The 16,656-nt window shown below is 54.1% G+C and carries 15 protein-coding genes; 9 read left to right on the top strand and 6 right to left on the bottom strand.

Annotation, left to right across the window (positions count from 1 at the left end):
• The first annotated feature begins 71 nt into the window (after positions 1 to 71).
• From GZ1_RS10065 to GZ1_RS10055, 3 genes are all read left to right on the top strand, one after another.
• The gene (locus tag GZ1_RS10065; RefSeq protein WP_060788404.1) at positions 72 to 1,271 is read left to right on the top strand and encodes an ornithine--oxo-acid transaminase; all 1,200 of its coding nucleotides are present in this window, start codon (positions 72 to 74) and stop codon (positions 1,269 to 1,271) included.
• A gap of 26 nt (positions 1,272 to 1,297) precedes the next feature.
• Positions 1,298 to 2,536, top strand: coding sequence for a Glu/Leu/Phe/Val family dehydrogenase (locus GZ1_RS10060; RefSeq protein ID WP_014194643.1), 1,239 nt, complete (start codon positions 1,298 to 1,300; stop codon positions 2,534 to 2,536).
• A 236-nt stretch (positions 2,537 to 2,772) separates the two neighbouring features.
• A complete protein-coding gene (locus GZ1_RS10055) occupies positions 2,773 to 3,381 on the top strand; it encodes a DedA family protein (RefSeq protein WP_060788403.1) in 609 nt (202 codons plus the stop codon).
• A 198-nt stretch (positions 3,382 to 3,579) separates the two neighbouring features.
• Here GZ1_RS10055 and GZ1_RS10050 read toward each other — a convergent pair whose 3' ends face one another.
• The 4 genes from GZ1_RS10050 to GZ1_RS10035 form a co-directional block, all read right to left on the bottom strand.
• On the bottom strand, positions 3,580 to 4,569 hold the full coding sequence (locus tag GZ1_RS10050) for a FecCD family ABC transporter permease (RefSeq protein ID WP_011229701.1): 990 nt from the start codon (positions 4,567 to 4,569) through the stop codon (positions 3,580 to 3,582).
• Positions 4,566 to 5,573, bottom strand: coding sequence for a FecCD family ABC transporter permease (locus GZ1_RS10045; protein ID WP_011229702.1), 1,008 nt, complete (start codon positions 5,571 to 5,573; stop codon positions 4,566 to 4,568). Before GZ1_RS10045 ends, GZ1_RS10050 begins: the two co-directional genes overlap by 4 nt.
• Before the next feature lie 67 nt (positions 5,574 to 5,640).
• The gene (locus GZ1_RS10040; protein WP_021322045.1) at positions 5,641 to 6,567 is read right to left on the bottom strand and encodes an iron-hydroxamate ABC transporter substrate-binding protein; all 927 of its coding nucleotides are present in this window, start codon (positions 6,565 to 6,567) and stop codon (positions 5,641 to 5,643) included.
• A 6-nt stretch (positions 6,568 to 6,573) separates the two neighbouring features.
• Positions 6,574 to 7,365, bottom strand: coding sequence for an ABC transporter ATP-binding protein (locus GZ1_RS10035; protein ID WP_011229704.1), 792 nt, complete (start codon positions 7,363 to 7,365; stop codon positions 6,574 to 6,576).
• Positions 7,366 to 8,063: 698 nt separating this feature from the next.
• Between GZ1_RS10035 and GZ1_RS10030 the strand changes: the two genes are divergently transcribed.
• The 5 genes from GZ1_RS10030 (at position 8,064) to GZ1_RS10010 (ending at position 14,718) form a co-directional block, all read left to right on the top strand.
• Positions 8,064 to 10,136: a sigma-54-dependent Fis family transcriptional regulator gene (locus GZ1_RS10030; RefSeq protein WP_033013392.1), complete on the top strand. Its 2,073-nt coding sequence runs from the start codon at positions 8,064 to 8,066 to the stop codon at positions 10,134 to 10,136.
• The gene (locus tag GZ1_RS10025; protein ID WP_011229707.1) at positions 10,108 to 11,268 is read left to right on the top strand and encodes an acyl-CoA dehydrogenase family protein; all 1,161 of its coding nucleotides are present in this window, start codon (positions 10,108 to 10,110) and stop codon (positions 11,266 to 11,268) included. The genes GZ1_RS10030 and GZ1_RS10025 overlap by 29 nt, the downstream gene beginning before the upstream one ends.
• 388 nt (positions 11,269 to 11,656) lie before the next feature.
• Positions 11,657 to 11,911 (top strand): hypothetical protein, encoded by a 255-nt coding sequence (locus tag GZ1_RS10020; RefSeq protein WP_021322043.1) that lies wholly within the window; start codon positions 11,657 to 11,659, stop codon positions 11,909 to 11,911.
• 37 nt (positions 11,912 to 11,948) lie between these two features.
• A complete protein-coding gene (locus tag GZ1_RS10015; RefSeq protein WP_021322042.1) occupies positions 11,949 to 13,490 on the top strand; it encodes an aldehyde dehydrogenase family protein in 1,542 nt (513 codons plus the stop codon).
• Between the two features lie 16 nt (positions 13,491 to 13,506).
• On the top strand, positions 13,507 to 14,718 hold the full coding sequence (locus GZ1_RS10010; RefSeq protein WP_021322041.1) for an iron-containing alcohol dehydrogenase: 1,212 nt from the start codon (positions 13,507 to 13,509) through the stop codon (positions 14,716 to 14,718).
• A gap of 104 nt (positions 14,719 to 14,822) precedes the next feature.
• Here GZ1_RS10010 and GZ1_RS10005 read toward each other — a convergent pair whose 3' ends face one another.
• Positions 14,823 to 15,224, bottom strand: coding sequence for a DoxX family protein (locus GZ1_RS10005; RefSeq protein WP_011229711.1), 402 nt, complete (start codon positions 15,222 to 15,224; stop codon positions 14,823 to 14,825).
• Positions 15,225 to 15,365: 141 nt separating this feature from the next.
• Here GZ1_RS10005 and GZ1_RS10000 point away from each other — a divergent pair, with 141 nt between their 5' ends.
• Positions 15,366 to 16,073, top strand: coding sequence for a DsbA family oxidoreductase (locus tag GZ1_RS10000; RefSeq protein WP_031206260.1), 708 nt, complete (start codon positions 15,366 to 15,368; stop codon positions 16,071 to 16,073).
• A gap of 110 nt (positions 16,074 to 16,183) precedes the next feature.
• Here GZ1_RS10000 and GZ1_RS09995 read toward each other — a convergent pair whose 3' ends face one another.
• On the bottom strand, positions 16,184 to 16,648 hold the full coding sequence (locus tag GZ1_RS09995; protein ID WP_020278921.1) for a DinB family protein: 465 nt from the start codon (positions 16,646 to 16,648) through the stop codon (positions 16,184 to 16,186).
• Positions 16,649 to 16,656 lie beyond the last annotated feature (8 nt).

The raw sequence follows: 16,656 nt of genomic DNA, 5'->3' as shown, positions 1-16,656 counted from the left end.
ACCAAAAAAAGGGCGGCGGCGTCCGCCCTTTTATAGCGAAGAAACGCAGATAAGGAAAGGAGCGGTTGATGATGGCTACGAAGTCCGAACAGCTGATCGAACAAACGGAACGATATGGAGCGCGAAATTATCATCCATTGCCGATCGTCATTTCCGAAGCGGAAGGGGTATGGGTGAAAGATCCAGAGGGCAACCGTTATATGGACATGTTAAGCGCTTATTCGGCCGTCAACCAAGGACATCGGCATCCGAAAATTGTGGAGGCGTTAAAGCGGCAAGCTGATCGCGTCACGCTCACATCGCGCGCCTTCCATAACGACCAGCTTGGCCCGTGGTATGAAAAAGTGTGCCGGTTGACGAAAAAAGAGATGGTGCTGCCGATGAACACGGGCGCCGAGGCGGTGGAAACGGCGCTCAAGGCGGCGCGCCGCTGGGCGTATGATGTAAAAGGCGTTCCGGACAACAAAGCGGAAATCATCGTTTGTGAAGGAAACTTCCACGGCCGGACGCTTGCCGCCGTGTCGCTGTCGTCCGAACCGGCTTATAAACGCGGGTTTGGACCGCTGCTATCCGGAGTGAAAATCATCCCGTACGGCGACATCGAAGCGTTGAAAGCGGCGATTACACCGAATACGGCGGCGTTTCTTGTCGAACCGATCCAAGGAGAAGCCGGCATCCGCATTCCACCGCAAGGATTTTTAAAAGCGGCGTATGACGTATGCAAAGCGAACAACGTCCTGTTCATCGCGGACGAAATTCAAACCGGTCTCGGCCGGACCGGGAAGTTGTTTGCCTGCGACTGGGAAGAGGTTGTGCCCGATATGTATATTTTAGGGAAAGCGTTGGGCGGCGGGGTGTTCCCGATTTCTTGCGTCGTCGCCAACCGCGACATTTTGTCGGTGTTTGAACCCGGTTCGCACGGATCGACGTTTGGCGGCAATCCGCTTGCATGTGCGGTGTCGATCGCGGCGCTCGAAGTGATTGAAGAAGAGCGTCTAGCGGAGCGTTCGCTTGAGCTTGGCGAATACTTCCTTTCGAAACTAAAACAAATCCGAAACGACGATATTAAAGAGATCCGCGGCCGCGGCTTATTTATCGGCGTCGAGCTGCATGTGCCGGCGCGTCCGTACTGTGAGGCGCTGAAAGAGCAAGGATTGCTTTGCAAGGAAACGCACGAGACGGTCATTCGTTTCGCACCGCCGCTCATCATTACGAAAGAGGAATTGGATTGGGCGTTCGAACGGATTGCGAATGTCTTGTCCCGTCCATAAATCGAGTCAAAGAGGCGAATGAGACGATGGAAGAAAATATGTTTCTCTCCACCCAGCGCGTGATCAAAGAGGCGCTGGCCAAACTTGGCTACGGCGAGGAGATGTATGAGCTGCTCAAAGAACCTTTGCGCGTCCTTACCGTACGCATTCCCGTCCGTATGGATGACGGAACGGTGAAAGTGTTTACCGGCTACCGCGCCCAGCATAGCGATGCCGTAGGGCCGACCAAGGGAGGCATTCGTTTTCATCCGGATGTCACCGAGGAAGAAGTCAAGGCGCTGTCGATGTGGATGACGATCAAAGCCGGAATTGTCGGCTTGCCGTATGGCGGCGGCAAAGGTGGGATCGTCTGCGACCCGCGGAACATGTCGATGGGTGAGCTGGAGCGGCTCAGCCGCGGCTATGTGCGGGCGATCAGCCAGATCGTGGGGCCATCCAAAGATATCCCGGCGCCGGACGTGTTTACCAACTCGCAAATTATGGCGTGGATGATGGATGAATATAGCCGCATCCGCGAATTTGACTCGCCTGGGTTTATCACCGGCAAGCCGCTTGTGCTCGGCGGCTCCCAAGGCCGGGAAAAAGCGACGGCGCTCGGTGTCACGATTTGCATCGAAGAAGCAGCGAAAAAAGCGGGAATCGAGTTGCAGGGGGCGCGGGTCATTATTCAAGGATTCGGCAATGCAGGCAGCTTTTTGGCCAAGTTTTTGCATGAAGCTGGAGCTCGCGTCATTGGCATTTCCGATGCGTATGGCGCGTTGTATGACCCGAACGGACTGGATATTCCGTATTTGTTGGATCGCCGCGACAGTTTTGGCACGGTGACAACGCTGTTTGAGAATGTCATCACCAATCAAGAGCTGCTGGAAAAAGAGTGTGATATTTTAGTTCCGGCCGCGGTAGCGAATCAAATTACGCGTGACAATGCCGCGAATATTCGCGCTAAAATTGTGGTCGAGGCGGCCAACGGCCCGACGACGCTGGAAGCGACCAAAATCTTGACGGAGCGGGGCGTGCTATTGGTGCCTGATGTGCTGGCGAGCGCTGGCGGGGTGACGGTTTCCTATTTTGAATGGGTGCAAAACAACCAAGGCTATTATTGGACGGAAGAGGAAGTCGTCGAGAAGTTGAAAGAGAAATTGACGAGCGCGTTTCATCGCGTCTATGAATTGGCGGAATCGCGCCGTGTGGATATGCGCATGGCGGCGTACATGATCGGGCTGCGCCAAACAGCAGAAGCAGCTCGCTACCGCGGTTGGGTATAATCATGGAAAGGTTGTTGCTAGGGGGGCGTGCCGTCCATCCTCATCTGCTTGGGGGTGGGCGGCCTTTCGTTTGCGAGACGCCGATGAAGCCGGTGATATCGAAGGGAGAGCGAAAGCAAGCTGCTTTTCTTTTTTGCAAAGGATCTTTTTTTGTACTACCATATCATATACATACATTATGAGGAAAGAGACATGCGTACATACAATGAGCCGTGCGGAAGGGAGAGAATGGCGCCATGCAGGCGTGGATCACTGATTTTATGGAGCAATTTGGCTATATCGGCATTTTTTTTATGATCGCGCTGGAAAATATCTTTCCGCCGATTCCGTCGGAAGTCATTTTGCCGTTTGGCGGGTTTATGACGACGTACACGTCTTTGACGGTGCCTGGCGTTATTGCGGCGGCGACCGCCGGTTCGGTTGCCGGGGCATTGGTGCTGTACGGAATTGGCCGGCTGTTGTCGGTTGAACGGCTCGAGCGGATCGTCGACCGTTGGGGGAGATGGCTGCGGGTGAAGCCGGAAGACATCGATAAGGCGAACCTGACGTTTCACCGCTATGGGGTGTGGGCCGTTTTTTTCGGGCGCATGGTTCCGCTTGTACGCAGCTTGATTTCCATCCCGGCGGGCATGGCGAAGATGAATATAGGGCTGTTTGTCTGGCTGTCGGTGCTGGGCACGCTCATTTGGAATACGATTTTAATCTCGATCGGGGCGGCGCTCGGTGAGTCGTGGGGGAAAGTGTCCGAGGTGATTGGAATGTATGCCGAAGTGGTGTATGTCATTATTGCTGCGATCATTTTGATTGGAGCTGTCCGCTTTTGGAAGCGGCGCCGGGCTTCTTAATTCCGGCATTTTAAGGAATGGTTTTGCCAAAAAGGGCTGCGCGCCCAAGGCTGTTTTTCGGTCTTGGAGCCAGCCCTTTTCGCATCGCAAACGGAAAAATTCCCGTTTCAAAGTGAAACGGGAGTAGAGAGATGAAGATGAAGGCAGTTGAACGAGCTTATCCGCCATCCTTGATCCGTCTCATGGCCATCAAAAGGTTCAACGCTTCAATAACAAATAAATGAAGTATGGTGCACCGATGAATGACACAACAACTCCGGCCGGAAGCGGTTCGGCGAGAACGTTTCGCCCGATCGTGTCAGCGGCAAGCAGCAGCCAGCCGCCGATGAGCATCGCTGCCGGAATGGCCCGCTCATGGCGCGGGCCGATGATCATTTTGGCGATGTGCGGCGCCATTAAGCCGATAAAAGAGATGCCCCCGGTTACAGCGACGGCCGCTGCAGCGACGGCGACCGCTGTCGCCATCAGTACGAGCCGCTCGCGGCGAACATGAACGCCGACGCCGATGGCGACCGGATCGCCTAAATGCAAAAGGTTTAGCCGTTTCGCCCGATATAGACCGATCAATGCACCGATGACAAGCCACGGCAGCATCGCCCAAACAAACGGCCAATCATCGCCCCAAATGTTTCCGGAAAGCCATCTGGCGATAAAGTCGACTTTCGTTCGGTCCGCGGCGGAAATGAGGATGATCATGAGCCCGGAGAGCGCCATCGAAAACCCGATCCCGGTCAGGACGAACGATACCGGCTGCAGCCCGGTTGTTTGATGGTAGGAAACGGCGTACATGGCCGCCGCCGTCAACAGTGCTCCCACTAAGGCGACGAGCGGCAGAGCATAAAGGAACGTCCCGGCTTCAATCGGGAAAAATAAAAAGAATATAGCGACGCCTGCGCCGGCACCGGCGTTGATGCCCAATATGCCCGGATCGGCGAGCTCATTTCGGGTGGTGCCTTGCAGCATCGCTCCCGACAAGGCGAGCGCCATCCCGGCGAGCAACGTAATCACGATGCGCGGCAGGCGGAGAGAAAACAAAATAAACGCTTCTTGCATCGAACCGTAGCCGAACAGTGTCGGCGCGATGCGTCCGTACGAGAGCGGCGCTTCGCCGGTGCCCAACGCGATGGCGGCTGTTGCGGCAATAAGCAACAAAAGCATGCCTAACACTGCTGTGATGCGCATTCTCATTCAAAGCCCCTCCCTTTTTTCCGCACGACAAACAGGAAAAACGGCAAGCCGATCACCGCAACGATGGCTGCCACTGGCGTTTCAAATGGGGCATTGACCGTGCGGGCCGCCGTATCAGCGACGATCATGCCGGTCGCGCCGACCGTGGCCGACAGCGGGATGATAAATCGGTAATCGGCGCCGGCGATTGCGCGCACAAGATGAGGGATCATCAAGCCGATGAAGGTGATGTTGCCGGCGATGGCGACCGATGCTCCTGTTAATAAAAACACAGCGGAAAACAGCCACGTTTTGACGGCTGTTGTTTTTTGTCCGACGCCAACGGCGACGTCTTCGCTCAAGCTAAGAATCGTCAGCTGCCGCGAATACCATACGGCAATGGCGAGCCCGATCACGATGAGCGGAATGATGACTGACAGCTGTTTCCACGACGTTCCGGCTACCCCGCCCGATGTCCACATCGAAACGTCTTTGGAAATATGAAAATAAAGGCCAACTCCTTCAGCGACGGCAAACAAAAGCGCTGAGACCGCCGAGCCGGCTAGGACGATGCGCAATGGAGAAAAGCCGCCTTTGCGGGCGGCGCCGATGCCAAAGACCGTCCCTGCTCCCACAGCCGCCCCAAGCAAACAGGCGATGGTGATTGCGAGATAATGGGCGGAAGGAAAAAAGGCCATCGTTATGGCCAACGCTGCGTTCGCTCCAGCGGTTAAGCCGAGCAGTCCTGGGTCAGCAAGCGGGTTGCGTGTCATTCCTTGCATGATCGCCCCAGCGACGGCGAGTCCGGCGCCGACAAAGGCCGCCGCGGTTTCCCGAGGCAAACGGAGCTCGCGAATCAAGTCCAGTTGTTTACCTTGTTCATCGGAAAAGAGCGCGCGCCATACGTCACTCCATGTCGTATCAGCGACGCCGATGGCCATGGATCCGAACCAGATGGCCATCAGCAGGATAAGAGAGAAGAGAAACGTATAACGAAACGGCCATAGCCGGCGGTTTGCTTCCATCGGCGGTTTCCTCCTTTTCACAAGAAAGGACGGGACATTCACTGTCCGTGAACGCCCCGTCTCGTCATTATTGGCCTAAAAAATGCTTTTTAAAGAAATCGAGCTGGTAGTCTAACGTAATCGGGTCATTGAAATAAAACGCCTTGGCATCAGCGACGAACATACGGCCGTTTTTGACAGCAGGGATGTTTTTAAACGTGTTCGTTTCCATAAACGATGTATCGCCGTCGCCGTTTTTGCTTAAGATGAGGTAATCGCCGACAAACTGCGGCAGCGCTTCAAGGGAAACGGCATAGTAGCCCGGTTTGAGCGCCTGCTCTTCGACCGCTTTTGGCATTTTCAGCTTCATTTCTTGATACAAAATTTCTGTGCCGCGCGCCCAATTGTTGCCGAACACATACAGCTGCTTATCAAAGTTTTCGGCTACGGTGACCGTTGCGTTTTCGCCAATTTTCGCCCGGATTTCTTCCCCGGCTTGTTGCGCCCGTTGTTTGAAGTCGTCAATCCATGCTTTCGCTTCTTTTTCTTTATTTAACAGTTTACCAATCTCTAGAAACTGTGTTAAATAATCGACCTTTCCGTATGTAAACGTGACGGTCGGGGCGATTTTGCTTAATTTATCGACGTTTTTCGTATTGGATAATCCGATAATTAAGTCCGGTTTTAACGCCATAATTTTTTCAATGTCTTCATCGGTCACGACTTCGGCATCTTTCAGTTTTTCTTGAAAAAGCGGGCTCATTTTCGACCACGAATCCACGCCAACAATGGGGACGTCCAAGGCCAGCACATGCCCAGCAAACGTCGATAAGACGACGACGCGTTTTGGATCAGCCGGTACTTCCACCGGTCCGTTTTCCGATTGGTATGTAATCGTTTCCGGCTTTTTTTCTTTTGGTGAAGCGCTGCTGTTCTTGTTGTCGTCCGCCGCGTTGCCGCAGGCGCTTAGCACAAGCGCCAAAAGAAGCAACAAGGAAAGCCATGTTTTCCTCATGACGAATCAAGCCTCCCTAAGCAGTTGATAAGTGAAGCAAATCGGTTTGTTCGTCCGCGGGTCGCGGCCGATGTCAGCGTCAATGCCAAACACGTCGCGAAGCACATCGCGGCAAATGACGTCTTCGCTCGGCCCGGCTTTGACGATCGTGCCCGCCTTCATGGCGATCACATAGTCGGAAAACCGCGCCGCTTGGTTAATGTCATGGAGCACCATCACAATTGTCCGCCCTTCTTCTTTGTTCAGCCGTTCAAGCAGCTCGAGCACCTCGAGCTGGTGGGCGATGTCCAAATACGTCGTCGGTTCGTCCAAAAAGATGATGTCCGTCTCTTGAGCGAGCGCCATGGCGATCCAGACGCGCTGCCGCTGTCCGCCGGAGAGGGCGTCAACCGGCCGGTGTTTCAAATCGGCTGTTTTCGTTACGGCAAGCGCCCAGTCGATTGCTTCGTAATCTTGTTTCGTTAGGCGGCCCCATCCTCTTTGATAAGGGAAGCGGCCGTACGAGACGAGCTCAGCGACGGTCAATCCGCTTGTCGCTTCCGGCGTCTGCGGCAAAATAGCTATTTTTTTCGCCAGTTCTTTCGTTGGCTGTTGCGAAATGGCCCGGCCGTCCAAAATGACGGCGCCGGACTGCGGGGAAATGATGCGCGTCAACGTCTTGAGCAGCGTCGATTTTCCGCATCCGTTTGGTCCAATAATGGCTGTGATTTGTCGGTCGGGAATGCGGACGGACAAGCGTTCGAAAATCGTCCGGTCATCGTAGCGGACGGTCAACTCCTCGGCGTATAGGCGGACCATGAGGCCACCTCCTTCCGGATCAAGAAAATGATAATCAATATCAATATTATTATAGCGCATCCAATGAAAAAAACAATGATTTTTTGAAAATGGGAATCAATTTTATATAGATGCAATTTAAAGCTTTAACATTTTTCGTCTTTGCCGGTCATTGCATCCGACTGTCGAGTGACCGAACAACGCCGCTTCCAGACCCATGAATGGGTCTGTGAAGCGAGTCGTTGTTCGGTCTTCCGTCACGCTAAGGCGTGACGGAGGCAAGCCACACGCTTGCCTTCGACAGTCGAAAATGGGCAAACCACTTTTCTGTCAAGGATATGTTAAACTTCTTTGTTGCATCTATATAGTTGCAAAGAAGTGACTAATGAGTGTTGCGAAATAACAACATTTTTTAGCTGAATAACGGCAGAACTGTTGTTGCGAGATTGCAACAATATGTTGTTGTTTGGCAACAAGCGATCAAGTAAGATGAATTTTAGAAGGTTGGTGATTTAAGGGGAAATGCTGCTCTCCAACAGTGTTTCTCAAATTGAAAAACCTTGCAACACCATAACCTCCTTCCTTACGATTTCTCACAAACCGAGCGAATTCGTTGTTTTTCACCAGCCTTCTAGGGGTTTGTTTTTTCTGAATAGCGGGAACTTTTTTGGCACAAAAATTGCTTGAGTAGAAAATAAGGCGGAACGGTGGGAGAGGAAATGGCAATGATGGTCGGAGACATCATGGTGAAGGCAAAGGCAGTAATTTTTGAAAGCGATTCCCTTGATGAAGCGGCTCGGACATTCGTTGAATATGGACTTGATGGGATGGTCGTATGCCGTTGCAGTGAGGAAATCGTCGGCGTGGTGGCGGTCAAAGACGTGTTGTTCGGTCTTGTCCAAGGGAAAACAACTGTGCGTGAGGTGATGCGCCCGTCGCTGCCGCCGCTTTCCATTCACGACCGTGTGGAAGTGATCGAGTTTGGCGGCGGTCCGCTCCGGCCCGTTGTCGATGAGAGCGGACGCCTTGTCGGTGTGTTGACGAAAGAGCAGCATTTGACGGCATATGCGAAGGTGGCACAACTCCGCTTAAAACATTTGGATGCCATTTTCAACGCCGCCCATAACGGCATTTTATCGATCGATGCAAAAGGACGGATTACATCGATCAATCCACCGGCTGAGAAAATGGCGCGGACGACGAAAGAAGAAGCCATCGGCAAGTTTTTGACCGATGTCGTGATCCCGTCTGGCTTGCTCGAGGTCGTGCGCACCGGCAAAGGGCATACGGAAAAATACCGCGTCGGCAAGCGCGTCTATATTACAAACCGCTCGCCAATTATCGACGAGGGGAAGGTCGTTGGGGCGGTCGGGGTGTTTCAAGACATTTCCGAGATTGAATTTATCTCCAACGAACTTGAGACCGTCAAGCGCATCGTCAATGAATTGCAAACGGTGATGGAGGCATCCAGCGACGGCATCGCTATCACGGACCGCAGTGGAATGATCACGCGGCGAAACAAAAAATGGGATGCGCTGTTTCTAGGAACGGAGCAAGAGCGGGTGACCGCCCCGCTTGACCGGGTCGTTCGACAGGCGCTTGATGGACGTCAGCCCTGTTCGATGCTTCATCAGGGGATGGAAACAGGAAATATTTGGATCGTTTCCGCGGTGCCGATCATCGAGGAAGATGGGCGGGCAGAGCGGGTTGTTCTCTACGTCAAAGATATGACCGAGATGGAACAGCTGCGCTCGGAACTGGAGGAGACGAAACGGCTCCTTCATATGTTGGGCCGTCAGGAAGAAGATCATCTCATTTATCGCGCTCCAGCGATGGCGCATGTTGTCAATATCGCCCGCCAAGCGGCGGCTGTCGATGTGACGTTGTTGTTGACCGGAGAGTCGGGCACCGGGAAAGAGGAATTGGCGAACTACATTTGGAAACAAAGCGCCCGCCGCGCCCGACCGTTTGTGAAAGTGAATTGCGGGGCGATCCCCGAGACGTTGATGGAGTCTGAACTGTTCGGCTACGAGCCGGGGGCGTTCACCGGAGCGGCGAAGAAAGGGAAAAAAGGCTATTTCGAGCAGGCGGATGGCGGGACGATTTTTCTCGATGAAATCAGTGAAATTCCGCTTCACCTGCAAGTGAAGCTCCTTCGCGTGTTGCAGTCGATGGAAATCATGAGGTTGGGGGCGGAGGCGCCGAAGCGGATCGATGTGCGTGTCATCGCCGCGACGAACAAGCCGCTTGAGGAGCTTGTTGCCGCTGGGCAGTTTCGCGCTGATTTGTTTTACCGGCTGAACGTGATGCCGATTGCCATTCCGCCGCTGCGCGACCGGAAAGAAGATATTCCGCTCTTGGTTGACCATTACCGAAAGCGGTTTGCGGAAAAGTATCAAAAACCGCTTGTCTTTACCGACGGAGCGCTGGCGGCGATGATGGACTATCACTGGCCCGGCAACGTTCGAGAGCTCGTTAATGCTGTAGAACGTATGTTTGTGACCGCCGTTTCCCCAGTCATTGACGAACACCAAGTGGCGAAATGGCTCCACCTTGAACCGGAGCCAGCTGCGAGCCCGGTGGCGGTCGGAGAGATCATCCCGCTCAAACAGGCAACGGCTGAGGTCGAGCGCCAGCTGATCATCAAGGCGCTTCACAAGGCGAAGACGTATCGGCGGGCTGCGAAACTGCTTGGTGTCGATGCGTCGACACTCGTGCGCAAGGCGCAAAAATATGGAATTCAATCATGGGGAGGGGAAGAAGATGGATTTCACGCTGCCAGCCGAGATTGAATTTTTAAAAGAAAACGTCCGCAAGTTTGTGAGAGAAGTTGTCGAACCGGTGGCGATGGATATTGAGGAAAATGACCAGATTCCGCAAGATATCATTGAAAAGTCGAAAGAAATGGGGCTGTTTGGATTAAGCATTCCGGAAGAGTACGGAGGCCTCGGTTTGTCAATGGTCGGCAAATGCGCCATTTACGAAGAGCTCGGCAAAACGCATAACGGCTATACGACGTTAATCGGCGCCCATACCGGCATCGGCACCGTCGGCATCGTTGAGCTCGGCACGGAAGAACAAAAGCAGCGCTATTTGCCAAAGATGGCGACGGGCGAATGGATCGGCGCTTTTGCTCTCACTGAGCCCAGCGCCGGATCAAACGCCGCTGCGATCAAAACGACCGCCGTCCGCAAAGGCGACCGCTACATCATTAACGGCTCGAAACATTATATTACGAACGCTGTCGACGCCCATGTGTTTACCGTCATGGCAGTCACCGATCCGTCGAAAGGCCCGAAAGGCATCACGTCCTTTATCGTAGAAAAAGATTTTCCCGGCTTTATCGTCGGAAAAGTCGAGCGGAAAATGGGGCTGCGCGGATCGCATTCGGCTGAGCTGTTTTTTGACAACTTGGAAGTGCCGGCCGAAAACGTGCTCGGGAGAGAAGGCGAAGGGTATGTCAACGCCTTGAAGATTTTAGCGAACGGCCGTGCTGGTCTTGCCGCGCGCAACCTCGGCTCGTGCATCCGCCTCTTGGAATACTGCATGGAATACGCCGAACAGCGTGAACAGTTCGGCAAGCCGATTATCGAGCAGCAAGCGATCCAGCATATGCTGGCGGAAATGAGCATGTTGATCGAAGTGCTGCGTTCGACCGTCTACCGCGTCGCCTGGATGGTCGACCAAAAGATGCGCGTCGTCAAAGAAGCGGCCATCGCCAAGCTGTTCGGTTCGGAAGTGTACAACAAAATCGCTGACATGGCCGTGCAAATCCACGGCGGCCTCGGCTACATGAAAGACTACCCGATCGAACGTTACTTCCGCGATGCCCGCATTACGAAAATTTACGAAGGTACCTCGGAAATCCAGCGCAACATCATTGCGAGCGAACTGCGGAAAGAATACGGAAAAGTGCGGGCATGACCGGAGTAGGTGCTGTCCTAACGAGGTGCTGGCTTTCAAGAGGAGTGCGAGAGATTGAATAACAAATCAGCTCGATGCGGATATACGGCCGTGGCAGAGGAGGTCTCGATGCTGTTGTGACCCCCTCTGTTTTTTTAGCGTTATTGTCGGAAAATGTCATTCGCTTTTTGTTGACGAAAGAAAGGGAAGGTTGCTAGAATGAGGGAAAATGATTGACTATTCATAACATTTTGGTCATTTTTACAACCTGCCTTTTTGCCAGCAACCCGCCTATTGTCGCAACAGCCTATTTGTAAGCCTTTACATTGATTGGTTGTCCCCGCGTTCATCTATCCAGAAGTACAACACCAGCCGACATTTCAAGAAAAATGGAAAAGGAGTGGTGAGCGTGCGTCGTGCCGAGCCGTTGGTCACAACAGGCAGCCGCGGGCTGCAGGAGGATTCGTTCCCGTTTCGGCTTTACCAAAAGGCAAAGCGGTTGGAAGCAGCGGCCCACGATTCGATTTTCGGACCCGACCACCATGCCGATATCATGAATTTCACCGCTCGCCAACTGGCAGCGAGGATGGAAGTGTTGAAAAAAGCGCAGGAGAAACCGTTTGACGAGCTGTTCGGTCTTGAGGAAAGCGAAAACGTTGGCTAGAGGTTGAGAGTCGAAAACAAGGAAGGGAGAAATCGTCATGACCACTCATGTGCAAGTGCATCATTTTCCACTCTTCATTGACGGCCAATGGCAGCCGGCAACGAGCGGGGAAACGTTTCACGTATACAATCCGGCGACCGGAGAGGTGGTGGCGACTGTCGCGAAGGCGACAGCGGATGATGTTGACCGGGCGGTGAAGGCGGCGCGCAAGGCGTTTGACGAGACCGATTGGAAGGCGATGAAACCGAAAGAACGGGCGCGCGTGCTGAATGCGATCGCCCAAGCCATTGCCGCCAACGCTCAAGAGCTCGCCTATTTGGAAGCAATCTCAAGCGGAGGGACGATCCGGCGCATCAGCTCGATCGATATTTTGCAGACGGTCGATCTATTCCAAACGATGGCAAACATCGTCCAAGAGTACCCGTTTTCGGAAACACTGCCGATTCCGCCGTTTCCCGGACCGGCGCATAACTTTGTTTGGCGCGAGCCGATCGGGGTTTGCGCGGCGATCACACCATGGAACTTGCCGCTCATGATCGCGTCGTGGAAAATCGCCCCGGCGCTGGCAGCGGGCAATACGATCGTCGTGAAACCGGCGAGCTACACACCGCTGTCGACACTGAAGCTGGCGGAAATCATTTCGTCCTTCGTGCCGCCGGGGGTCATCAACGTGGTGGCTGGTCCCGGCGCCGATGTCGGGGAGGCGCTTGTCCGCCATCCGCAAGTTGACAAGGTGGCGTTCACCGGTTCGACGGAAGTCGGCCGCCGCATTATGGCGTTGGCGGCGGAAACGGTGAAAAACGTTACGCTTGAGCTTGGCGGCAAGTCGCCGAACATTTTGCTCGAAGATGCGGATTTGGACCTTGCCGTTCCCGGCAGTTTGTTTGGCGTCTTTTTGCACTCTGGTCAGTTGTGCGAATCGGGAACAAGGCTGTTTGTGCCTGAACGGCTCCATGATGAAGTGGTCGAGCGGCTTGTCGCCCTGACGAAGACGCTGCAAATCGGCCATCCGCTCGATCCGGCGACCGACGTCGGGCCGGTTATCTCCAAGCGGCAAAAAGAGACAGTGCTCTCCTATATTGAAGCCGGCAAGCAAGAAGGTGCGACCATTGTATGCGGAGGTCATGAAGTCGAAGTGCCCGGCTGTGAAGGCGGCCATTTTGTCGCGCCGACGATTTTTTCGAATGTCACGAATGACATGAAAATCGCTCAAGAAGAGATTTTCGGTCCAGTGTTGTCGATCATCCGCTATCATGACGTGGAAGAAGCGGTGGCGATGGCCAACGACACGATCTACGGGCTTGCGGCCGGCGTCTGGACGCGAGACGTCAACAAGGCGTACGCCATCGCCGGGCGCCTGCAGGCTGGCGTCGTCTGGATCAATGACTGGCATATGCTTCGCAATGACGCGCCGTTTGGCGGCTACAAACAAAGCGGCATCGGGCGCGAGATGGGCAAATATTCACTTGATGCTTACACGCAGCTGAAGCATGTGCACACATCAATGGTGCCGGAGCTTGGGAAACGGAAATGGTATCAAGTGCTGTTTTCTCGCCTGCACACCATGATGAAAAAGTAAAGGGGGATGAAGGAACATGACGACGTTAGCGAACTTTTGGCTGCGCACGGCAATTTACACCGGGTCGAACACCCGAGCGCTCGTGCCGGATTTGTTTCGCGGGCTGGGCGCTAAACGGGTGCTATTGCTTTCTGACCGTGGGCTCGAGCAAGCTGGGGTTGTCGAAAAAGTAGCGAGCCTCTTTGACTTGACGACGCATGGAGTCGGACCAGAGCTTGTCGGCATCTTTTTGGATATCCGCCAGGATGCGGAAAGTGAATGCGTCAATGAAGCGGTGCGCTATGCGCGCGCTGTCGGAGCTGACGCCTTGTTGGCGGTCGGCGGCGGCAGTGTGCTGGATACGGCCAAAGGGGTGAAATACGCCCTGTTTAAAGGGTTGCGTGATATTAAAGAGGCGATTCCAGGCGGGCTGCGGTACGAGTCGTTCCCGCAAGCGCAATTCATGCCGATCCCGCACATCGCCATCCCGACGACGGCCGGCACGGGGTCGGAAGTATCGCCGATCGCAGTCATTTATAATGAAGAGCTGCGCTTGAAAACGAACATCATCAATCCGTTTATCAACGCTGATGTGGCCGTTTTGGATCCGGATTTAACGGTAGGGCTTCCCCCGAAGGTGACGGCGTTTACCGGCATGGACGCGCTCACCCATGCCATTGAAGCGCTCGCCTCGCCGATGGCGACCGCGCTCACCGATGCATGCGCCTTGCAGGCGATCCGTTTGATTCGTGACTACTTGCCGGAGGCGGTTCGTGACGGCGGGGACATCCGCGCCCGCTTGGAGATGCTGCATGCGAGCTTGCTTGGCATCACCGCGTTCAGCTTTGCGTTAAACGCCATTCCGGTGCACAATTTCGCCCATGCGTACGGAGCGATGTTTCGCATTCCACATGGCTTGGCGAACGCCGTCTTTTTGCCAGTCGTGATGGAAGCGATTCCGGAATTGTATTTGCCGAAAGCGAAGCTGTTGGCTCAAGCGCTTGGCATTTATGATCACGGTCAAGGCAATGAAGCGCTGTTGGTAAAGTCCATTGAGCGAATTCGCCAATTGCGCGATGACATCGGGCTGCCGGCTGATTTTGCCGACTATCCGATGACGGAAGAACAATTCGCGGCGACGATTCCAGCGGTGGCATCTGACCCGGCTGCAGTCAGTTTCCCGATGCCGCCGGAGTTGATTCGGGCCATCGGCGAGCGCGTCGTCAAGCTGACAGTGGAAAAAGGATGAAGCAGCGTACCGACAAGCAAGGACAAGATTTGTCCAGTCTTATTCAGCCTTATTAAGCAAGAAAAAGGTGTCCCGCTGTGAGGGACACCCGTTTTTGTGCCTACTTAGCCCCGCGGCCGCCCGATAACCGTGTCTAACGACCAAAGCCGGCTGCCGTTCAGCCACAAATATACGGACATAGCGAGCAAGGCGAGATTGAATTCATAGCCCGTTTCCCGGCCGTTGCCGAGCAAGCCGGCGTCGACTTTCGCCGTGGCGATGGCCCCGACCATGATGACGGCAAATGCCGCGGCGATCGGGCGTGTGCCAAGGCCAAGCATCATCGCCCAGCCCCCAGCAAGCTCTATGATCGTCACGATGTAGGCGAGCCAGCCGGGAAGGCCCATAGCAACAAACGAATCCGCTGCCGCCTCAAGCCCCCGTTGCCATTTCACCCACCCATGGGCGAAAAAGATGAATCCGGTGACAATCCGCAATAGAAAGGCGCCTAGTTCGTGAGAATGCATCGGTTTTTGTCCTCCTTGTCCCAACAGCATGGTAGTACAATGTATGCGGGCGGGTCCGTCCCCATGCCTTTCGTTAGCCATTCGACCGGCAATGGGCTACAATGGAGGGGAAGCGCGTCAAAAGTAGAGGAGGATATGGCCGTGAAAATTGAAGTATGGTCCGATTTTGTCTGCCCGTTTTGCTATATCGGCAAACGTCGCTTGGAACAGGCGCTTGAACAGTTTCCGCACCGAGAAGATGTTGAGGTTGTATTTCGCAGCTTTGAATTGGATCCGAATGCGAAAAAAGAGACGCCATTGACGATTCACGAAATCATTGCTAACAAATACGGCATTTCAATCGAGGAAGCGAAGCGGGCCAATGCCGATATCGGCAGGCAGGCGGAAGCGGTCGGATTGACATTCCGCTTTGAGACGATGAAGCCGACGAATACGTTTGACGCCCACCGTTTGGCTCATTATGCCAAGGAAAAAGGGAAGCTGAATGAAATGGTGGAACGGCTGTTTTATGCGTATTTCACGGAGTCAAAGCGAATCAGCGACCGCGATGTGCTGCTTGCGATCGCCGAAGCAACCGGGCTTGACCGGGCGGAAGCCGAGGAGGTGTTGGCAAGTGGTCGTTATACGGAAGAGGTGCGCCGCGATGAGGAAGAAGCAGCGGCGTTGGGCGTCCGCGGCGTACCGTTTTTCGTGCTGAATGGGAAGTATGCGATTTCGGGGGCCCAGCCGGTTGACGTGTTCCGGCGGGCGCTAGAGAAAGTATGGGAGGAAGAACAACAAGCTTCCCCGTTGCGGTCGTTGGCGGGTGAAGGCGGAATGTGCGCAGACGGAAGCTGCTCGATTGACTAGATCGCCTCAACCAAAAAGGAAAAGCCGGCTAGGGGTTTCTTAGCCGGCTTTTTTTGTTATTTTCACGGAGAAGCTTCTCGTTTAGTTAGATGAAACAAAAATGGGGAAGATTAACCGCGTTTCACAAACAGCGGCAAGTCCGTATGCCCCATGCCGCGGACGTAGACGAACAGCTGGCCTTTATGGTGGATTTCATGGTCCATTGCCAATTGCAGGAACTGAACTGTGGACATTTGCGTGCCAAAGATGGCAGTTAAATCAAGCGTCCGGTCGAAGTCGTCATCGCTCATCGATTCGATGAGCTGCCTCGTCTTTTCCGTATACGTTTCCGCCAGCTTGGCCAAATTCGTCTCCGGTTCCTCGATTTTTTGCCGGAACAGCGATAGATCGCCGTGTTTTGCCGTGTTAGCGAAATTGTAGAAGCTGAACAGCATATGCGTCGCCAGCTGCTTCGCTGTCATCGAGGTCGGCGTCGGTTTGTAATCATAATGCGCTTCGTCGATTTTGTGGATCAGTTCCATCGTGACATGGCGGTGGGAAAGGAAATATTGCACCCATTTTTTTGCGCGGGACATGGCTCTTC

Origin of the sequence: Geobacillus zalihae NBRC 101842 (genome assembly GCF_001544135.1) — a bacterium.
GTDB lineage: Bacteria > Bacillota > Bacilli > Bacillales > Anoxybacillaceae > Geobacillus > Geobacillus zalihae.
The sequence above is the reverse complement of the archived record's forward strand: the minus strand, read 5'-3'. Positions and strand labels throughout refer to the sequence as shown.